Origin of the sequence: Anaerovirgula multivorans, from assembly GCF_900188145.1 — a bacterium.
GTDB classification, from domain to species: Bacteria; Bacillota; Clostridia; order Peptostreptococcales; family Natronincolaceae; genus Anaerovirgula; species Anaerovirgula multivorans.
Genome location: NZ_FZOJ01000026.1, coordinates 1 through 17,560, shown reverse-complemented (window position 1 = coordinate 17,560; position 17,560 = coordinate 1). Strand labels below are relative to the sequence as shown.

Sequence of the window (17,560 nt, the reverse complement as noted above, 5' to 3'; positions counted from 1 at the left end):
TATAGCTCATCCCAAATTGTACATAATCAATAATTTTTTATCGGTTATAAACTAGTATACCATTTTTAACAACTTTTTCCACTGTGCTTACACCGATATGGTAGGGAATATATTTGTAGGATGGAAATTCTAGTATAATAATATCTCCTTTTTTCCCTATATCAATACTACCAATTTTATCAGCCTTATCCACCGCTGCAGCTCCATTAATGGTAAGTGCCGTAACTGCTTCTTCCGTTGTCATTCCCATATATAGAGTAGCTAAAGCGAATATTAATGGAATAGACTCAGTAAAGCAGCTCCCCGGGTTCAAGTCAGTTGCTAAAGCAACAGCACAATTGTTATCAATCATATACCTAGCCCTAGCAAAGTCCTCTTTTAAGCTAAAAGCAGTTCCTGGCAGTAGGGTAGCTACTACTCCAGCCTTTTCCATTTCCTTGATTCCCTGATCAGAGGCCTGTAATAAATGATCTGCAGAAACCGCCCCTAATTCAGCCGCTAGCTCTGCTCCTCCTAACTGGACAATTTCATCGGCATGAAGTTTAACTTTAAAACCCATTTCCTTTGCTTTTGTTAATAATTTTCTGGAGTCTTCTATAGAAAATACATTTTTTTCACAGAAAACATCACAAAATTCTGCCAGCTTTCTTTCCGTTACCTCTGGCATAACCTTTTCAATTAGAAAGTCAATGAATGCACCTTCTCTTCCTTTATAATCCTTAAGGACTGCGTGGGCTCCCATAAAGGTACTGACCACATCAACAGGATGATGATTATCCGCCTCCTTCATTACTTCTAGTTGTTTGATTTCCGTCTCATAATCTAATCCATAACCACTTTTACCCTCCACAGTGGTGACTCCAAAGGAGAGCATAGAATCTAATCGTTTTATAGCACTTTTAAGTAGTTCTTCCTTAGAGGCTTCTGCAGTAGCTCTTACACTACTAAGAATACCCCCACCCCGCTCCATGATGGACATATAGCTATCACCACGAAGTCTCCAGGAAAATTCCTCTGCTCTATATCCACCAAAGACGAAATGGGTATGAGAATCAACAAAGCCTGGTAATACAGCTTTATTAGAAGCATCAATCACTTTATAGTCTTCTTCCTTATATTGCTTTAGTAGCTCTTCTGTTTTTCCTACTGCTTTGATGACACCCTCTTCAATCACTACTGCTCCATTGGAAATAATGTGAAGGTCTGACATTGATTTACCCTTTTTCCCCTTAAATCCACTACAGGTTACTAGCTCTGCAGCATTCTTAATTAAAATGTTTCCCTTTTTCATCATCATCACTCCATTAATCTAGCTTCTAATACCTGTTCCATAGAAAAATCCTCTAATCCAAGATAGTAAGCTGCTGTGTCAACTAAAGCTTCCATTGGAACAGAACCAACAATTTCACTTCCTACTACATTCACACCATATCTCTTTGCCTCTATTTTGATTAGCTCAAAAACTCTATATAAAGCAGTTTTTGTATAGTCTGTCATATTCATAGAAACTTGAACAATGCCTCTGTCCTTCAATTCTACACCCATACCTTTGCAATATCTTAATCCACCACTTAAATGTCTTACATTTTTAGCAATTTTATCAGCGATTTCTAATTTATTTGTATCTAAATTTACATTATAGGCTACTAGTGGCATTCTAGCTGCTACACCAGTAACACCAGCTGTAGGATGAATTTCATGTGGCCCGAAGTCTGGATGCCATTCTGGTTGCTTAACCTTTTCAGCCATACCCTCGAATTGACCTTTTCTTACCTGAGCTAAGTTTTCTCTTGCAGGTGTTGATGCTGCTTTTTCGTATAGATAGATAGGTAAATTGTATTTTTCAGAAGCTTCCTTTGCTAACTCTTTTGCTAATTCAACTGCTTCTGTCATACTTACGTTCTTAATAGGAATAAAAGGAACAACGTCAGTAGCACCCATTCTTGGATGTTGTCCTTGATGTTTTGTCATATCTATTACTTCTATGGCAGTTCCTATAGCTTCTATCATAGCATTTTTAACAGCTTCTGGTTCTCCAACCACTGTTACTACTGCTCTGTTATGATCTTCGTCTCTGCTATAATCTAAAAGTTTAACGCCATCTTTACCTCTAAAGGCATTAACAATTTTCTCTATTTTTTCTAAGTCTCTACCTTCACTAAAATTTGGTACACATTGAACAATTTTTTTCTTTTCACTCATGATTTTGTCTCCACCCTTCTCTTCATATGAAATATATAGTTGTAGGGAATAACATTTTATTCCCTACTCTATTAATTCTCTTACGTTTTTTCTATTTTGTATTTTCAAAAACCTTTTTCACCAGATTTTTCACTAAATCCTCTTTAGGGATAAATGGCAGGGTAATATGATCTGTATCTCCATATTCCTTATTATATTCCATACTAGTGCTAATAGAATTCTCATTTCTGGCCCATGCTCTCCTAGCAACACCCCCCATAACATCCCAAGGCATAGCAGATTTTAAAATATTATCTACTCTCTCACTACCATCTAATACCATACCAAAGCCACCATTGATAGATTTTCCGATTCCTACACCACCACCATTGTGTAATGCAATTAAGCTCATCCCTCTAGCTGCGTTCCCTGCAAAACATTGGGTAGCCATATCTGCCATTACATTGCTTCCATCTTTAATATTAGAGGTTTCTCTAAAAGGTGAGTCAGTACCACTTACGTCGTGATGATCTCTTCCTAGCATAATTGGCCCCACTTCACCATTTCTAACCATTTCATTAAATTTAAGAGCTATTCTGGTTCTACCCATAGCATCTTGGTATAAAATTCTCGCCTGTGTTCCAACAACCATTTTATTTTTCTCAGCATCTCTTATCCATACATAATTGTCTCTATCTTGACCTCTTCTATTAGGATCGATTAAATCCATAGCAGCCTTATCGGTTTTGATTAAATCTTCATGCTTGCCACTTAAGCATACCCATCTGAAGGGTCCATAACCATAATCAAATAACTCTGGTCCCATAATGTCCTCTACATAAGATGGGAAAATAAAACCATCCTTTTCATCAATACCATTTTTAGATATTTCGTTAACGCCTGCATCATAGATAGATTTCATAAAAGCGTTTCCATAATCAAAGAAATAGGTTCCGCTATCTACTAAGGTTTTAATTAATTCAAAGTGTTTCTTTAGGGTTTCATCTACTAATTGAACAAACTTCTCCCTATTGCCCTTAAGCATATCTGTTCTTTCTGCAAAGGTAAGCCCTTGTGGACAATAACCTCCTTCATACACTGCATGGCAGGAGGTTTGATCAGAAAGTAAAGGAATTTTAATGTTATTATCTACGGCATATTGTAATAGGTCAACAATATTACCATGGTATGCAATGGAAATAGGTTCTTTTTTCTCTATATGTTCCTTTGCGATAGAGAATACTTCCTCTAAATTTGCAGAGATAACGCTTACCCATCCCTGGTCATGTCTGGTTTTAATTCTTGAGTAGTCCACTTCAGCGATAATCCCTACACCATTGGCGATTTCCACAGCTTTTGGCTGAGCACCACTCATGCCGCCTAGCCCTGAAGTTACAAATAGCACGCCTCTTAAATCCTCATCATCACGTAATCCTAATTTCTTTCTACCTGCATTTAATAAGGTATTAAAGGTTCCATGAACAATACCCTGTGGTCCGATATACATCCATCCTCCAGCAGTCATTTGTCCATAGTTTGCAACCCCCATTTGTTCTGCAATATCCCAATCCTTTGGATTGTCAAACATACCTACCATTAAGGCATTGGTAATGATTACTCTTGGTGCATCTGGCTTAGATTTGAATAATCCCAATGGATGTCCAGATTCAATAACTAGAGTTTGTTCATTTGTCATTACCTCAAGGTATTTTTTAATAAGCCTATACTGCATCCAGTTCTGACATACCTTTCCAGTTTCACCATAGGTCACCAGTTCATAAGGATAAAGGGCTATATCAAAGTCCAAATTATTGTCCATCATTACTTGAAAGGCTTTTCCTTCTATACAGTTTCCTTTATATTCATCGATAGATTTTCCTTTGATGCTTCCCTCTGGTCGAAACCGATAACCATAAATTCTGCCCATTGTTACTAATTCCTCTAGAAATTCTGGAGCCAGAGTTTCATGCAATTCTTCTGGGATATATCTTAACGCATTTTTTAAGGCAGTTTCTGTTTGATCTAGCGTAAGCTTAAAGCCTCTGTCTGGTGCCCGTCGAATTCCTTCTTTGAATTCAGGATATGCTGGCAAAGCATTGTCTAATTTAATTGTCATCGCATTTGAAATGTCAATATTATTAATCATGTAACCACTCCCTATTTTATTACTTTTAATTATATTGTTGTCTTTAATCAAAATTATATCTATTTACCGTCTCCATAGCGTCTAATTTTTATATAAAATGAGACTTAATTCAGAGGGAGTTTTTACTCCCTCTGAATTGTAGCCGAATTTACTTCGAGGATGTAGTGCTTGATCTCCCGCTTTAAGTAGACAACCGAAAGTTTGGTTTCTAACTTTCGTGTTGGTCACTTAGTTTGTTTATCTAGAAGAAGCGGGAGTCTTAGCACTACACCGAAGGATAAATGATATTTATTGATTTATAGAAAAAACAAAAAGTCTGACTTCTGCCAGACCAAGATTGCTTATACTGCTTCTAGTATAGAAACTATACCATTTTTAAGATTTTTTCTTAAATCTACTCTGATTTTCGTCTCTAATGATCTGCCATTCATGTCCCTTACAATATCGATGATTGGTCGAGTAGGGCAATATTCATCAAGTTCTACTACAACACCCTGTTCTCCTGATTGTAGTTTCACCACCGTACCGATAGGATAAATACATATATGTCTTAAAAATATCTTTACTAGATTATAGTCGAATTGATGATTTCCCATTGCAATTAAATACTCAATAGCCTGATGGGGCGGAATACCACTTCTATAGATCCTATTAGAGGTTAAAGCATCATATACATCACAAATAGCAACAATCCTAGAAAAAACATGGATGTTTTCTCCCCATAAACCATTAGGATATCCATTACCATCATACCTTTCATGGTGATCTCTAATGATCCATGCTATTTCTTTTTTTATGCCTTCTATATTTTTAACCATTCCATATCCAAAAAAAGAATGTTTTTTGATTTCTTCATATTCCATATCCGTTAAGATCCCTGGCTTATTTAGTATATCGCTACTAATCTGAACTTTACCAATATCATGCAGCAGCGCTCCTACCCCCAAAACTTTTAGAGATTCTTTATCATAATTAAGTGCAATTCCCATAATCAAGGATAGAACACACACATTTACACTATGTCCAAAGGTATAATCATCAATGGTCCTTATATCTGTTAAGTTTAATAAAATGCCTTTATCCGACATCAATTCTCCAATAATGTCTGTAATTGCAGTCTCCAGTTCCCTCAAATCAATATGCTTAGTAATGTTAATATTATTTACTGTTTCTTTTATCACTTTTAAAGCTTGTAATTTTGTTTCTTCTGTTATCATTTCTGATACATCCGAGAGGTTCTCTTTATTCCAAGAAATATAAACTGCTTCAATCTTATATTGAATTAATTTATCTATATAAAGCTTTTTGAGTTTGATATTCCTATCAATTAATAGTTTCCCTTGAGCATCATATATAGGCTTTGCTAATACCATTCCAGGCGTCAATATGGAAGTATTGATCTTTAACATCAATCTCCCTCCTTTTGTGTATTGGTGTTTTTTTCCTGATTACATAGTATACAACCAAATTCGCCACAAAAAACCAAAATCCTACTAAATAATCAAATTATTTAGTAGGATTTCTAAATTTTAGTACTATTTCACTAGTCTCTTTTCCATTTTTCCCTTAATTTTACTTTTTCTGCTATTTCTTCCATTTTTCTTAGGCGGTGATTTACACCTGATTTTCCAATGGGAGGATGCAACATTTGTCCAAGTTCTTTTAGACTAGCATCTTGATAATTTAATCGAAGTTCTGCAATTTCTCTTAAATTCAAAGGTAATTCATTAATACCAATAGTGTCTTTGATATATTCAATATTCTCTATTTGCCGAATAGAGGCATTAACAGTTTTGCTTAAATTAGCTGTTTCACAATTGACAATTCTATTAATATCATTCCGCATTTGTTTATAAATACGAATATTTTCTAAGTCTAATAAAGCCTTGTGTGCTCCAATAATATTTAAAATATCTACCACTTGGTCTCCTTCTTTTATATATACAACAAAACTTCCTTTTCTCTCTACGATCTTTGCATTGAGATCATATTCATTAATTAAATTTTTCAAATCTTCACTATGCTCCATACTATTAGTCACAAACTCTAAATGGTAGGTTTTTTCAGGAGCGCTAATGGATCCTCCACCTAAAAAAGCGCCTCTTAAGTAAGCTCTTTTACAGCACTGTTTTGTTATAAGAGCTTTAGGGATTTCATAGGTAATGTCAAAAGAATTATTATAGTTCTTGAAAATTCCAACCTTATCCAAAATAATGGCGCTTCCCATAGAATGAGTAATCATCATCATATAATGATTGTTCTTTTTTAATCGAGAATTTCTTCTAATCATGACTTCTGTATGAATTTGAAATAAGTCTTTAATATGTCTAAATATTTTTCTTGCAGTTGAAGGGTTTTCTGTGCTAATTTTTAAATTAAATTTTTTTAAGCCTGTTAGTTGTAAAGTTCCACTCATTCTTATTAAGGCTGCTAATTCCGCTAACTTGCAACAATGCTCTTCTGGAAAAATCCTTGCTAATTCTGATTTTGTATTTGCTGAAAAAGACATGTTACCACAACCCTTTAAGTTTTTTTAAATTCTTTATTTTTATTATTTACCAAAATATATGTCATCATATTTTTCAAATAAATGTGCAAAATATTAGAGAAGCAATTTATTATAAATATGGAGGTGGATTGAATGAAAAAACAACATCCAGTAATGGAAGTGATGTGCCATGTTCATAACTGTAAATTTAATGAAACAGATTATTGTTTTGCACCAAAGCTAGAGGTTAATGCTAAAGGCAACGGAGATAAAGCAGATTCTTCAGATGAAGCATTATGTACAACCTTTATGCCTCACTAGTATTTAGCCTTCTAAGGATAAGACCTCACTGTTTACAATTGTGAGGTCTTTTTAATTTCTTTGATTGCCTTTTGTATTATTTCTTTTTCATCTTCATATTTGGCTAAATCAACTGATCTATTGATATGAATAAATTTCGCATCAATAAAACCCTCTTCCTTTAAGGGTAAACAGTTGATGGTTCTAGAATGCATTAAAAACCAGTGAACGGTTTTATTAATCATATCATTATCTTCCCAACTATTTTTAAAGGTATAATGAATTTCTCCTAAATATTTCAAGACCTCTACCTTCACAGCAGCCTCTTCAAACACTTCTCTAACAGCAGTCTCTTCAATGGTTTCATGATATTCGACCTTGCCTTTTGGTAGTACCCAGTCCCCATTATATTTTTTCAACAGTAGTATAGCGTTACCAAAAACCACTACACCACCGGCACTTATTTCCTCTCTCAAAACGTCCACTCCTTTAGCTATACTTCCTTATTGACTTGCAAAATTTCTATTTTGTCTATTATCTATAGATATCCGTCTCTGGATTTTAATATGCTAAAAGTTACATTTATAGTCCTTGGCTACGTCTTTTCGTTGAGGACGAAACCCTAAACCATATATATTAAAATTTAAGTCTAACGGCATATATCTATATTATTTTGTGTAGTTATTATAATAATAAATTACCATATTCAACTATTTATTTCAATCATCAACTATAGATAACTTACTTACGAATAAAAAATAATAGGTAAGTGCCTTTACAAAACACGACTTTAACTCTTATTAAATGCAAAAGCTTTACAATAAAAATGACAAATCACTCCTTTAAAAGAATGATTTGTCAAATTCTACTATTTAACAGGTTTTAGTTTTGCTGTAAAATGTCTTAGTACTTGAGGCTCATAAATGAACTCAAAGCCCTTTAAAGTCTCTCTTCTTTTCCAAATTTCTATTAAAGCATCTGCTATTACATCCATGTGGTTGTAGGTATACACCCGTCTCGGTATAGTTAATCTCAACAGTTCCATTGGAGATTCAAGGTGTTCCCCTGTTTCTGGATCTCTTCCTAATAGGAAAGAACCAATTTCTACCCCTCTTATGCCTGCTTCCTTATATAACTCTACACAAACTGCTTGGGCAGGGAATTGATGGTATGGAATTTGTGGACAAAACTTCTTGCAATCTACAAATACTGCATGCCCTCCCACTGGTTTTTGTATAGGAATACCAGCATCCATTAACCTCTGACCTAAGTATTCAATTTGGCCAATTCTACTTTCTAAATAGTCCTCTTCTACAACTTCTCTTAAGCCTCTTGCTAAGGCCTCCATATCTCTTCCAGATAATCCCCCATAGGTGGGAAACCCTTCTATAGGTACCACCATAGATCGAACCTGTGTATACAGTTCTTCATCTTCTTTGATGGCAATCATTCCTCCCATATTCACTAAACCGTCCTTTTTAGCACTCATGGTTAAACCATCACCATAGCTAAACATTTCTCTTATGATCTCTACAATTTCTTTGTCTTCATAACCCGCTTCTCTTTTCTTAATAAAGTAGGCGTTTTCTGCAAATCTTGCAGCATCAAATATTATCTTTAATCCATACTTATCAGCTATTTTCTTTACTCCCTTAATATTTTCCATTGAAACTGGCTGCCCACCTACACTATTGCAAGTAATGGTTACTATGACAAATGCACAGTTTTCTGCTCCATTTTCTAAGATGAAGCTTTCTAGCTTCTCCAAATCGAAATCTCCTTTAAAAGGATACTCAGTTTCTGTATCAAAGGCCTTTTCTGTAACTAAGTTGATGGCTCTCCCACCTTTTAATTCAACATGAGCTTTAGTCGTATCAAAATGCATGTTGCTCAAAACATTTTGTCCCTTTTCCTTAATCATAATAGGAAATAAAACGTTTTCCGCCCCTCTTCCCTGATGGGTTGGAACAAAATACTTGTATCCAATAATATCTTGAACACTTTTTTCTAGATTATAGTAGTTTCTACTTCCAGCATAGGATTCGTCCCCTAACATAATGCCAGCCCATTGATAATCACTCATTGCTCCGGTACCGCTGTCGGTTAGTAGATCAATATAAATATCCTCTGCTTTTAGAGCAAATTGATTATAACCAGCTTCCTGGATTTTTCTTTCTCTTTCCTCTCTTGGAATCAGTTGAATAGGTTCTACCATTTTAATTTTATAGGGTTCAGCTTTTCTAATTGCCATAGCCTTCAAGGCCCTCCTTTTAGAAATATTAGTTTTGTTAAAAATTTTTATATATTAAAATTTTTGTACAAATACTATTTCTACACTTTTTTTATAATTCCTTCTATAGACCTATAAAAAATTCAATTTTTTTTTAATTATGCTAGTTTTTTTTGAATTGTAGAAACTTCTGTTTCTTCTTTCCATCTGCTAAGTCTACGATGATTTTTGATAATTTCACAGCATCATGTCTCACATAGTCTTTTTTGATCTCAACTAAATTCTCTTCTATTAATTTAATCCTCTTATTTTTAAAGCTTTCTCGATCTTCTTCAGTAACGTTTACTAGATTAGCTCCCTCCTGTTGATATTTACTATAGGCATGATCCACGATATCCCCGTTATTTGCTATTACATAATCTATATTTAATTTAGGACAATGCTTTAAAATAGCCTCAAGATGGTGTCTGACAGCATAATCATTTGTTTCGCCTGGTTGCGTCATCATGTTGGAAATATACACTTTCTTTGTGGTGTTTTTTTCTAAGACTTCAGCTATATTTTTTACAAGTAGATTAGGAATAATACTGGTGTAGAGACTTCCAGGTCCTAATATCACAATATCCGCATTTTCTATGGCTTCAGTTGCTTCCTTTAGTCCTTCTGGTTCCTTAGGTTTAATAAACACTTTATCTATAGGACTTTTTTCCTCTAAACTTTTTATAGGTATATTGGATTCTCCCTTCACCACAATACCGTTTTTTAGGGTTGCGTAAAGGGTAATATCCTCCAGAGTAACCGGATATACTTTTCCCGTCACCGCCAATACTTCACTAATTTTTTTAATGGCTTCTTCAAAATTACTACTAATTCCATTCATAGAAGCAATAAATAAATTTCCAAAGCTTTGACCCTTTAAAGTACCTTCTGAAAAACGATATTGTAAAAGCTCCTCCATTGTTGGTTCCATCTCTGCCAAAGCTAATATGCAATTCCGAATATCTCCTGGTGGAAGCATGCCTAAATCTTCTCTTAACTTACCAGAGCCTCCACCATCGTCTGCAACTGTTACAATAGCTGTAATGTTGGTGGTAAATCGCTTTAGGCCTCTTAATAGTATGGCTAAGCCAGTACCTCCCCCAATAACTACAATTTTAGGTCCTTTTGCTAGGATTTTTTTGTCGTAAATTTTTTTATTTATTATATGCTTGTCTAAACTTCCTCCCATTTCATTTATATTATTAAATAATGATGTCAATCCATAATGTAATGCAATATAAATACAAAAAATGCCTATTAATCCTATAATAAACAGTGGTCCAGTGCTGATTTCAATTCCTAAAGCAATAAAAAAATCTGATAGAGAAAAAGCAAATAGGATCATCCCCACCAATCCTAATGCTATCCATCTTTTGATTTGCAATCCTGGTTTCAACCAATGAATTGTTTTCATTTAGTCTCTTTTCCTTTCCCCCAATGTATCATCTCTATGGTTCAATATAGCACGATATCCTTTCTCCTTCAGCTTATGATATAAAACATAGGCTATCGTAACAGAACGATGCCTTCCTCCAGTGCATCCAATAGAAATTACCAACTGATTCTTTCCTTCTTTAATGTAATGAGGAATTAAAAAATCTACTAGTTCATAGAGTTTATTGGAAAATTCTATGCTGATAGGAGAATTCATAACAAAATCCCTTACTTTCACATCTTTACCCGTAAAATCCCTTAGTTCTTCTATGTAATAGGGATTTGGTAAAAAACGGACATCAAATACTAGATCGGAATCTAAGGGAATACCATGCTTAAAACCAAATGAGGTGATATGAATCATCAGATTGTTAGTTTTATTTCCTTCAAAATAAATGTTTCTTAATTCTTCTTTCAGCTGACCAGAAGTCATTTTGGTTGTATCAATCATATTGGTAGCCATTTCCTTCAACTTTTGTAGTCTTTGTCTTTCTTCTTTAATGCCATCTCCAATCCCTCCATTAGGAGCTAATGGATGAGTTCTACGAGTTTCTTTAAATCGTTTAATTAGAACCCCGTCACTAGCATCCAAAAATAATATTTCATATTGATAACCGAACTCCGTTATACTATCTAGACTGGCAAATAAGTCATCAAAAAACATACCTCCGCGAATATCTATCACTAGTCCTACCTTTTGTATATCCCCATGAGATTGTCTGCATAGCTCTACAAATTTAGAAATTAGAACGGGAGGTAAATTATCTAAACAATAAAAACCCAGATCTTCCATACATTTAACTGCTTGACTTTTCCCTGCTCCAGACATTCCTGTAATAATAAGAAATTTCATTCTAACCTACTCCTCTTTTGTATACTTATCCTTTATAAATAACCCATTTTAAACCTTAATAGAAATACACCACTAAATTTAATTTTGATATACTAAGGGGCTACATTTACAGTCCTTGGCTATGTTTTTCGGTCAATGACGAAACCGTAGACCTGTGTATATCAAAATTAAGATTATAACTAAATATCTATATCCACTATGCTTCCCCTATAATCCTTACCTCAGGCTCCAGTTGAACACCAAACTTTTCATGTACAGTTTTTTGTACTAGAGCAATCAACTTTAATACGTCTTCAGCTGTAGCATGATCTACATTTACAACAAAGCCTGAATGCAGCTCTGAAACTTGTGCGCCTCCAACCCTTGCCCCCTTTAGGTCTGCATCTTGTATTAACTTACCAGCAAAGTATCCAGGCGGTCTCTTAAAGGTACTGCCCGCACTTGGAAGGTGTAATGGCTGTTTAGTTGTTCTTTTTTCAGTTAAATCATCCATGATTGCTTTTATTTCTTCATAATTCCCTTCTTCTAACTCTATTGTTGCTTCCAGCACGATATAATTTTTTATTTGGACAACACTAGTCCGATAACCTAATTCTAGTTCTGCTAAAGATAGATCTAACACTTTACCTTCTTCATTTAAAACTTTACAATTTTTTACCACATCCTTCATTTCCCCACCATAAGCTCCTGCATTCATAGTGATGGCTCCTCCTAATGTGCCCGGTATGCCGCTAGCGAATTCAAAGCCCTTTAGATGTTGTTTTACAATTCTTTTAGACAAGGTAGATAATAGAATTCCTGCTTCTGCTACGACATTTCTTCCATTTATAGTTACATTGTTGAAATTTTCAGCAATTTTTATGACAACACATCGCATGCCCTTATCTCTTACTAAAAGATTAGATCCATTCCCCATTACAAAATAAGGTACCTCTTCCCTATGACATATTTCAATTGCCCTTTTAACTTCTTCAACACTTCCAGGAAGTAGTAATATATCTGCTGGTCCACCTATTTTAAAGGATGTATGGTTTTTCATAGGTTCATCCACTAAAACATCTTCCTTTTTCATGACATTTAAAAACTGATGGTACAATTTATTTTTATCCAATTTTTTCACTCCTAAGTTAATGATGTTTACAGTTCATTGTTTACGAACTAACTTCATTTAAAGTATATCCTTTTTTGATAAACAGGTCAATTTCTGTTGATTGCATCACTTTTTAACCGTATTCATGAAAATATTGATCTTCGTTTCTGCTTCCTTTAGTACTTCTTGGGAAGTTTTTTGCCCTAATACTCCCATGCGAATTTCATTCTGTAATATTTTATCAATTTCGTTCCAATGGGGATGGGGTGGTATCATGATGGTTTTATCCAAGTCATTATAAATCATTGTCATCAAAGCGTCTCCTTCATAAATATTTCCAACTGATTTCTTAACAGGAAATACCCCTAGTCTATTTAATTCCTTTTGATATTCTTCATCAGCTAAAAACTTTACAAAAGCTATGCACATCTCCAATTTTTTTTCATTCTCTTGTTTCGTAACACCATAAGCTCCAATGCCACTGCTTACTGAAATAGGTACACCCAATTCTCCTGTTGGATAATTTGCAATAGTATATTCAAAGCCTTCCCCTTGATTTTGCAAATTATCAAGTATATTTAATGCCCAAGTACCTACAGGGTATACCGCAACCTTTTTATCTCTATAGAAAGAGGTCCATGCTGCATTTGAAGTATTTTCTCCAAACTCAGGAGGTGTTACTCCATATTTTTGTTTTAAGTCAATAATTTTTTCAATCCCTTTTAAAGCCTTCTCATCACGAAAAGCATATTGAAGGTTTTCATCGATTATTTTTGCTCCATCACTTAATAAAATCCCCCATATATTATAATAACCTGATTGTATAAAACTATTAAAGCCAAAATGATCTTTTTGCCCTCTTCCCCTGCTGTCATAAGTCAATTGTTGTAGTTTCTCCACAAACTCTTCATAACTCCAGTTTCCATCGTTTGGAGGTTCTACCCCTCTCTCATAGAATAAATCTAAGTTTAATACCATACGATAGGTAGTCATCATCCAGGGAATTGCCCATATTTGTTGATTATAAGTTACTGCTTCTATAGCACCTTCCCTAAAGCTTCCTAGTTCTTCATAAGTTAAATAGGGGTTCAATGGAACCAATATTTCCTGACCTAAAATACTATAATCACTGCCAATAGGTACAATATCAGGAGCATTACCCATCTTTATTGCGGTATCTAATTTGATAACCCCTTTTTCCCAATCTAATGTCTGAAAGTTTATGTACACCCCAGGATTTTTCTTTTCAAAATCTTCAATTTTTTCATAGATCCATCGGAAGTTCGTACCACTTTTTTTATCTAAACGTGGAAAATCCCAAAAGGATATGACACCTGTCCATTCTGGCTGACTTCTTATCATATTATAATCCGTCTCCTTTGGATGAAATTTTAACAAATAAAAAGGTCCTCCAATAATAAAAAGGAATAGTAGTATATAGATTAGAATACCAAACATTCTTTTCTTGCTTTTTTTCATAGGAATCCCCCCTATTAATATGTTTATTCCATCCCATAATCCATTATTCACTTGGGCGAAGCTACAAACAAAAAAGAGCACATTATCTGTACTCTATAGTTTAAGCAGATGACCGAAATCTTTGATTTCGCGTCAGTCGCTTATACAGGGTGAAACAAAATCCTGATATTTAACTTTTCCTGATTGGATTACTTTTGCAAAAAATATATACTTCCCTAAAGCACAGCTATTGTTACCAGTTAAAACTGGACACTCCTTGTGACAGGTTTTTCCTATAGTACTTACTTCTACAAGTGCCTCTCCTACAGTTAATAGAGAGCCCGAGGTTATTTTTGAGGTGCATAATCCCTCAATAATAAAATTTGCTTTAAATTTTTGATGACAAAATCCCTTTACCTCATCATTCCTCAATTTATGATACCCCATAGAAGTTATTATACTTATATTATCCTTAGGCTTTCTTTCATTAGACAACTGCAAAAATACTTCCTTGTGTTCTATCCAATTGCCTACTACGTCTTTTCTATAAATTCCTTTTATTATTACCAAAGCCCATTATCCTCCAATTTCTGACATGTTTCTTTGCCCTAGCTCAAACCCTTCTGTATATAAATAATGCTGTTGTGGCTTTGCTAGGATAGCCTGCTTCATAACTTCTCTTAATTGTGGTAGATTGTTTCTTACTATATCTATAATATCTATTTCTTGATTACTATGAAGACATGGTTTTAACTTCCCATCACTAGTCATCCTAATCCGATTGCATTCTCCACAAAAATGACTGCTAATAGGATTAATAAATCCTATTTTCCCTTTTCCATTTGGTAATTTATAATATTTTGCAGGACTTGAAGGTTGATGTGGAAGAGGTATCAAATTCCCTATTCTCTGTTTTATTGTTTCATTTGAAATAAATTTTTCCTTAGCCCAGCTTCCAGCTTGACCTATCGGCATTAATTCAATAAATCTAATCTCAACATCATCATCCTTTGTAAGATTAGCAAAGTCCACAACCTCATCTTCATTATACCCACCTATGACAACGATATTTAGTTTTACGGGAGCCATACCCAATTTAATTGCTTCTTGTATTCCATCTAAAACATCATACACATTTCCACCTCTAGTAATCTCTGCATACTTTTCTGGCCTCAAAGAATCTATACTAATATTTACTCGCTTTAATCCAGCTTCCATTAAATCTTTAGCATATTTCTTTAATAATACACCATTAGTAGTCATAGCTATATCTTTTATGCCATTTATCTTTGATAAACTTCCTATGAATTCAACAATCCCTTTTTTCACTAGAGGTTCTCCACCAGTGATTCTAATTTTTTCGATGCCTAGTTCAGCAGCGATTTTCGCAACCTTTGTAATTTCTTCAAAAGTCAGCATTTCCTCATGATTTTTTTTGCAAACACCTTCCTCTGGCATACAATAAAGGCATCTCAAGTTACATAAATCTGTAATAGATATTCTCATATAATTAATCCTTCTATTATACTGATCCTTCATTCTATCACTCCCTATTACAAGCTTAATATCATTCTACTACATGCTGTAGTATTTCTATATACAAAAAGCTAGTCCTGGGAAAGGACTAGCTATTATCATTTCATAGTTGGTTTCCTTTCCTACATACGGGAGGCATGAAAATTTCTCTTCATACCCATAGGCTGATTCCCTTAGACAAATATCCTTAGAGAAAGCAGCTCGGAAAATATTATATACTCTATATATTTATTTATATTCTATTATAGCATTCTTAGGAGGTAATTAAAACATTTTTTTCACCATTGTAAATATTCAGTCTTCTCCCTCTTGCAAATCCCACAAGCGTAATGTTTAGGGTTTTAGCGATATTTACAGACAAATTAGTAGGGGCTGACCTTGAAATAATCATAGGTATCTTTCTCTTACTAGTCTTTATAATCATTTCAGAAGAAATTCTTCCTGTTGTAATTAGCAGTTTGTCATTTAGTTTCATATCTTTTAAAAAAGCTTCTCCTATTATTTTATCTAATGCATTATGTCTTCCTACATCCTCATGAAACAGTAATATCTCTCTTTTGTTACATAGACCACAGGCATGCACCCCTCCCGTCTCTTTAAAAAGATAGGACATTTCGTTTAATTGATTAGATAGCTTTAAAATCTCCTCTGCTGATATAACGAGACTGTTTTCAATAGATTGTGCTCCTAGAGAATCTAAAACATTATAAAAAACCGTTCCCTTCCCACATCCTGTTGTAACTGTTCTTTTACCGAACAGCTTATCCACTAAAAGGGTCTCATTTTTCAATTCTATATATCCATGCCCTTTTTCTTCATCGATATAGATTTTTTTAATTTGTTCCTTTGATTTAATAACACCTTCAGATACTAAAAAACCCACCGATAAATATTCCAACCCCTTAGGAGAACAGAGTAATGTAATAAATTCTTTCTCATTTAAGAATATAGTAAACGGATATTCTACAATAACAGCATCTTCGATTGTTTCGCGTCTTCTATCATTGATCCTATTAATGGTTATTTCTTCTGTATAGAACATCATTTTCTGCCTTCTTTCCCCTTGGAATATTATCTTATTCTTCATTATAACATAGTTGAATGATAGAAATGGGAGCAAATATTTATATCATTTTTAATGTCTACTGTCTAACTGTATAAAAGTATGCTAAAGGAGCCAAACAACTTTATTGGCAGTTTGGCTCCTTCTTTATTATACGATTATTAGGTTTATACTAACCTTTAATAATGGCCTTAAATGGGCAAGCTGATAAACAGGCCCCACATTTAATACATTCTTCTGTATTAATAACATACACTTCTTTCCCCTTCTCACCACTAATACAGTTAACTGGGCATTTTTTAGCACAAATTCCACATTTCTTACATAGGTCAGCAATAACCTTGTACTCTAACAATGCTTGGCATACACCTGCTGGACACTTTTTATCATTTACGTGAGCCTCATACTCATCTCTAAAATATCTCAAAGTTGATAACACTGGATTTGGTGCTGTTTGTCCTAATCCACATAGTGAAGTTGCTTTAATGGTTTTTGCTAATCTCTCAAGTTTTTCTAAATCTTCTACTTCACCATTGCCTTCTGTAATCTTTTCTAGCATCTCAAGCATTCTCTTTGTACCCTCACGGCATGGAGTACATTTTCCACAGGATTCTTCAACAGTAAAGTCTAAGAAGAATCTAGCAATGTCTACCATACAGTTGTCTTCATCCATAACAATCATTCCACCAGAACCCATCATAGAGCCTAATGCTATTAGGTTGTCATAGTCAATAGGTGTGTC

General features: G+C 34.3%; 16 protein-coding genes and 1 riboswitch. Of the genes, 1 reads left to right on the top strand and 15 read right to left on the bottom strand.

Annotation, left to right across the window (positions count from 1 at the left end):
• Positions 1 to 37: 37 nt before the first annotated feature.
• The 5 genes from hutI to whiA form a co-directional block, all read right to left on the bottom strand.
• Positions 38 to 1,291, bottom strand: a complete 1,254-nt coding sequence (gene hutI, locus CHB72_RS19215) for an imidazolonepropionase (RefSeq protein ID WP_089284496.1) — start codon at positions 1,289 to 1,291, stop codon at positions 38 to 40.
• Between the two features lie 5 nt (positions 1,292 to 1,296).
• The gene (gene ftcD, locus CHB72_RS19210) at positions 1,297 to 2,202 is read right to left on the bottom strand and encodes a glutamate formimidoyltransferase (RefSeq protein ID WP_089284495.1); all 906 of its coding nucleotides are present in this window, start codon (positions 2,200 to 2,202) and stop codon (positions 1,297 to 1,299) included.
• A gap of 91 nt (positions 2,203 to 2,293) precedes the next feature.
• Entirely contained in the window at positions 2,294 to 4,327 is a 2,034-nt protein-coding gene (locus CHB72_RS19205; RefSeq protein ID WP_089284494.1) for a urocanate hydratase, read from the bottom strand.
• Between the two features lie 341 nt (positions 4,328 to 4,668).
• Entirely contained in the window at positions 4,669 to 5,736 is a 1,068-nt protein-coding gene (locus CHB72_RS19200; RefSeq protein ID WP_089284493.1) for an HD-GYP domain-containing protein, read from the bottom strand.
• Between the two features lie 134 nt (positions 5,737 to 5,870).
• Positions 5,871 to 6,836 carry a DNA-binding protein WhiA gene (whiA, locus tag CHB72_RS19195; RefSeq protein ID WP_089284492.1) on the bottom strand — a complete coding sequence of 322 codons (966 nt, stop codon included), beginning with the start codon at positions 6,834 to 6,836 and terminating at the stop codon, positions 5,871 to 5,873.
• A gap of 132 nt (positions 6,837 to 6,968) precedes the next feature.
• Between whiA and CHB72_RS19190 the strand changes: the two genes are divergently transcribed.
• Positions 6,969 to 7,136, top strand: coding sequence for a DUF1540 domain-containing protein (locus CHB72_RS19190; RefSeq protein ID WP_089284491.1), 168 nt, complete (start codon positions 6,969 to 6,971; stop codon positions 7,134 to 7,136).
• Between the two features lie 32 nt (positions 7,137 to 7,168).
• Here the strand turns inward: CHB72_RS19190 and CHB72_RS19185 are convergent, their stop codons facing one another.
• From CHB72_RS19185 to CHB72_RS19140, 10 genes are all read right to left on the bottom strand, one after another.
• Positions 7,169 to 7,591 carry an NUDIX hydrolase gene (locus tag CHB72_RS19185; RefSeq protein WP_089284490.1) on the bottom strand — a complete coding sequence of 141 codons (423 nt, stop codon included), beginning with the start codon at positions 7,589 to 7,591 and terminating at the stop codon, positions 7,169 to 7,171.
• Between the two features lie 392 nt (positions 7,592 to 7,983).
• The gene (locus tag CHB72_RS19180) at positions 7,984 to 9,366 is read right to left on the bottom strand and encodes a tryptophanase (RefSeq protein WP_089284489.1); all 1,383 of its coding nucleotides are present in this window, start codon (positions 9,364 to 9,366) and stop codon (positions 7,984 to 7,986) included.
• Positions 9,367 to 9,508: 142 nt separating this feature from the next.
• Complete coding sequence (locus CHB72_RS19175; protein WP_089284488.1) at positions 9,509 to 10,798, bottom strand: gluconeogenesis factor YvcK family protein; 1,290 nt, start codon at positions 10,796 to 10,798, stop codon at positions 9,509 to 9,511.
• On the bottom strand, positions 10,799 to 11,671 hold the full coding sequence (rapZ, locus tag CHB72_RS19170) for an RNase adapter RapZ (RefSeq protein ID WP_089284487.1): 873 nt from the start codon (positions 11,669 to 11,671) through the stop codon (positions 10,799 to 10,801).
• Positions 11,672 to 11,867: 196 nt separating this feature from the next.
• On the bottom strand, positions 11,868 to 12,782 hold the full coding sequence (gene murB, locus CHB72_RS19165) for a UDP-N-acetylmuramate dehydrogenase (RefSeq protein WP_089284486.1): 915 nt from the start codon (positions 12,780 to 12,782) through the stop codon (positions 11,868 to 11,870).
• 105 nt (positions 12,783 to 12,887) lie between these two features.
• Positions 12,888 to 14,240: an ABC transporter substrate-binding protein gene (locus tag CHB72_RS19160; protein WP_089284485.1), complete on the bottom strand. Its 1,353-nt coding sequence runs from the start codon at positions 14,238 to 14,240 to the stop codon at positions 12,888 to 12,890.
• Positions 14,241 to 14,372: 132 nt separating this feature from the next.
• Entirely contained in the window at positions 14,373 to 14,789 is a 417-nt protein-coding gene (locus tag CHB72_RS19155) for a hypothetical protein (RefSeq protein WP_089284484.1), read from the bottom strand.
• Positions 14,790 to 14,795: 6 nt separating this feature from the next.
• On the bottom strand, positions 14,796 to 15,758 hold the full coding sequence (gene moaA / locus CHB72_RS19150) for a GTP 3',8-cyclase MoaA (RefSeq protein WP_089284483.1): 963 nt from the start codon (positions 15,756 to 15,758) through the stop codon (positions 14,796 to 14,798).
• A 95-nt stretch (positions 15,759 to 15,853) separates the two neighbouring features.
• Positions 15,854 to 15,973, bottom strand: a riboswitch (molybdenum cofactor riboswitch).
• Positions 15,974 to 16,008: 35 nt separating this feature from the next.
• On the bottom strand, positions 16,009 to 16,800 hold the full coding sequence (fdhD, locus tag CHB72_RS19145; protein ID WP_242975201.1) for a formate dehydrogenase accessory sulfurtransferase FdhD: 792 nt from the start codon (positions 16,798 to 16,800) through the stop codon (positions 16,009 to 16,011).
• A gap of 190 nt (positions 16,801 to 16,990) precedes the next feature.
• Positions 16,991 to 17,560 (bottom strand): NADH-ubiquinone oxidoreductase-F iron-sulfur binding region domain-containing protein (locus CHB72_RS19140; protein ID WP_141131511.1); only part of this gene is annotated, 570 nt, incomplete at its 5' end.

Excerpts from the sequence above, each read along its gene's own strand:
- fdhD (WP_242975201.1), bottom strand. The coding sequence starts at position 16,800 with ATGATGTTCTATACAGAAGAAATAACCATTAATAGGATCAATGATAGA.
- moaA (WP_089284483.1), bottom strand. The coding sequence starts at position 15,758 with ATGAAGGATCAGTATAATAGAAGGATTAATTATATGAGAATATCTATT.
- hutI (WP_089284496.1), bottom strand. The coding sequence starts at position 1,291 with ATGAAAAAGGGAAACATTTTAATTAAGAATGCTGCAGAGCTAGTAACC.
- ftcD (WP_089284495.1), bottom strand. The coding sequence starts at position 2,202 with ATGAGTGAAAAGAAAAAAATTGTTCAATGTGTACCAAATTTTAGTGAA.
- CHB72_RS19160 (WP_089284485.1), bottom strand. The coding sequence starts at position 14,240 with ATGAAAAAAAGCAAGAAAAGAATGTTTGGTATTCTAATCTATATACTA.
- rapZ (WP_089284487.1), bottom strand. The coding sequence starts at position 11,671 with ATGAAATTTCTTATTATTACAGGAATGTCTGGAGCAGGGAAAAGTCAA.
- whiA (WP_089284492.1), bottom strand. The coding sequence starts at position 6,836 with ATGTCTTTTTCAGCAAATACAAAATCAGAATTAGCAAGGATTTTTCCA.
- CHB72_RS19190 (WP_089284491.1), top strand. The coding sequence starts at position 6,969 with ATGAAAAAACAACATCCAGTAATGGAAGTGATGTGCCATGTTCATAAC.
- CHB72_RS19180 (WP_089284489.1), bottom strand. The coding sequence starts at position 9,366 with ATGGCAATTAGAAAAGCTGAACCCTATAAAATTAAAATGGTAGAACCT.
- CHB72_RS19205 (WP_089284494.1), bottom strand. The coding sequence starts at position 4,327 with ATGATTAATAATATTGACATTTCAAATGCGATGACAATTAAATTAGAC.
- CHB72_RS19175 (WP_089284488.1), bottom strand. The coding sequence starts at position 10,798 with ATGAAAACAATTCATTGGTTGAAACCAGGATTGCAAATCAAAAGATGG.
- CHB72_RS19200 (WP_089284493.1), bottom strand. The coding sequence starts at position 5,736 with ATGTTAAAGATCAATACTTCCATATTGACGCCTGGAATGGTATTAGCA.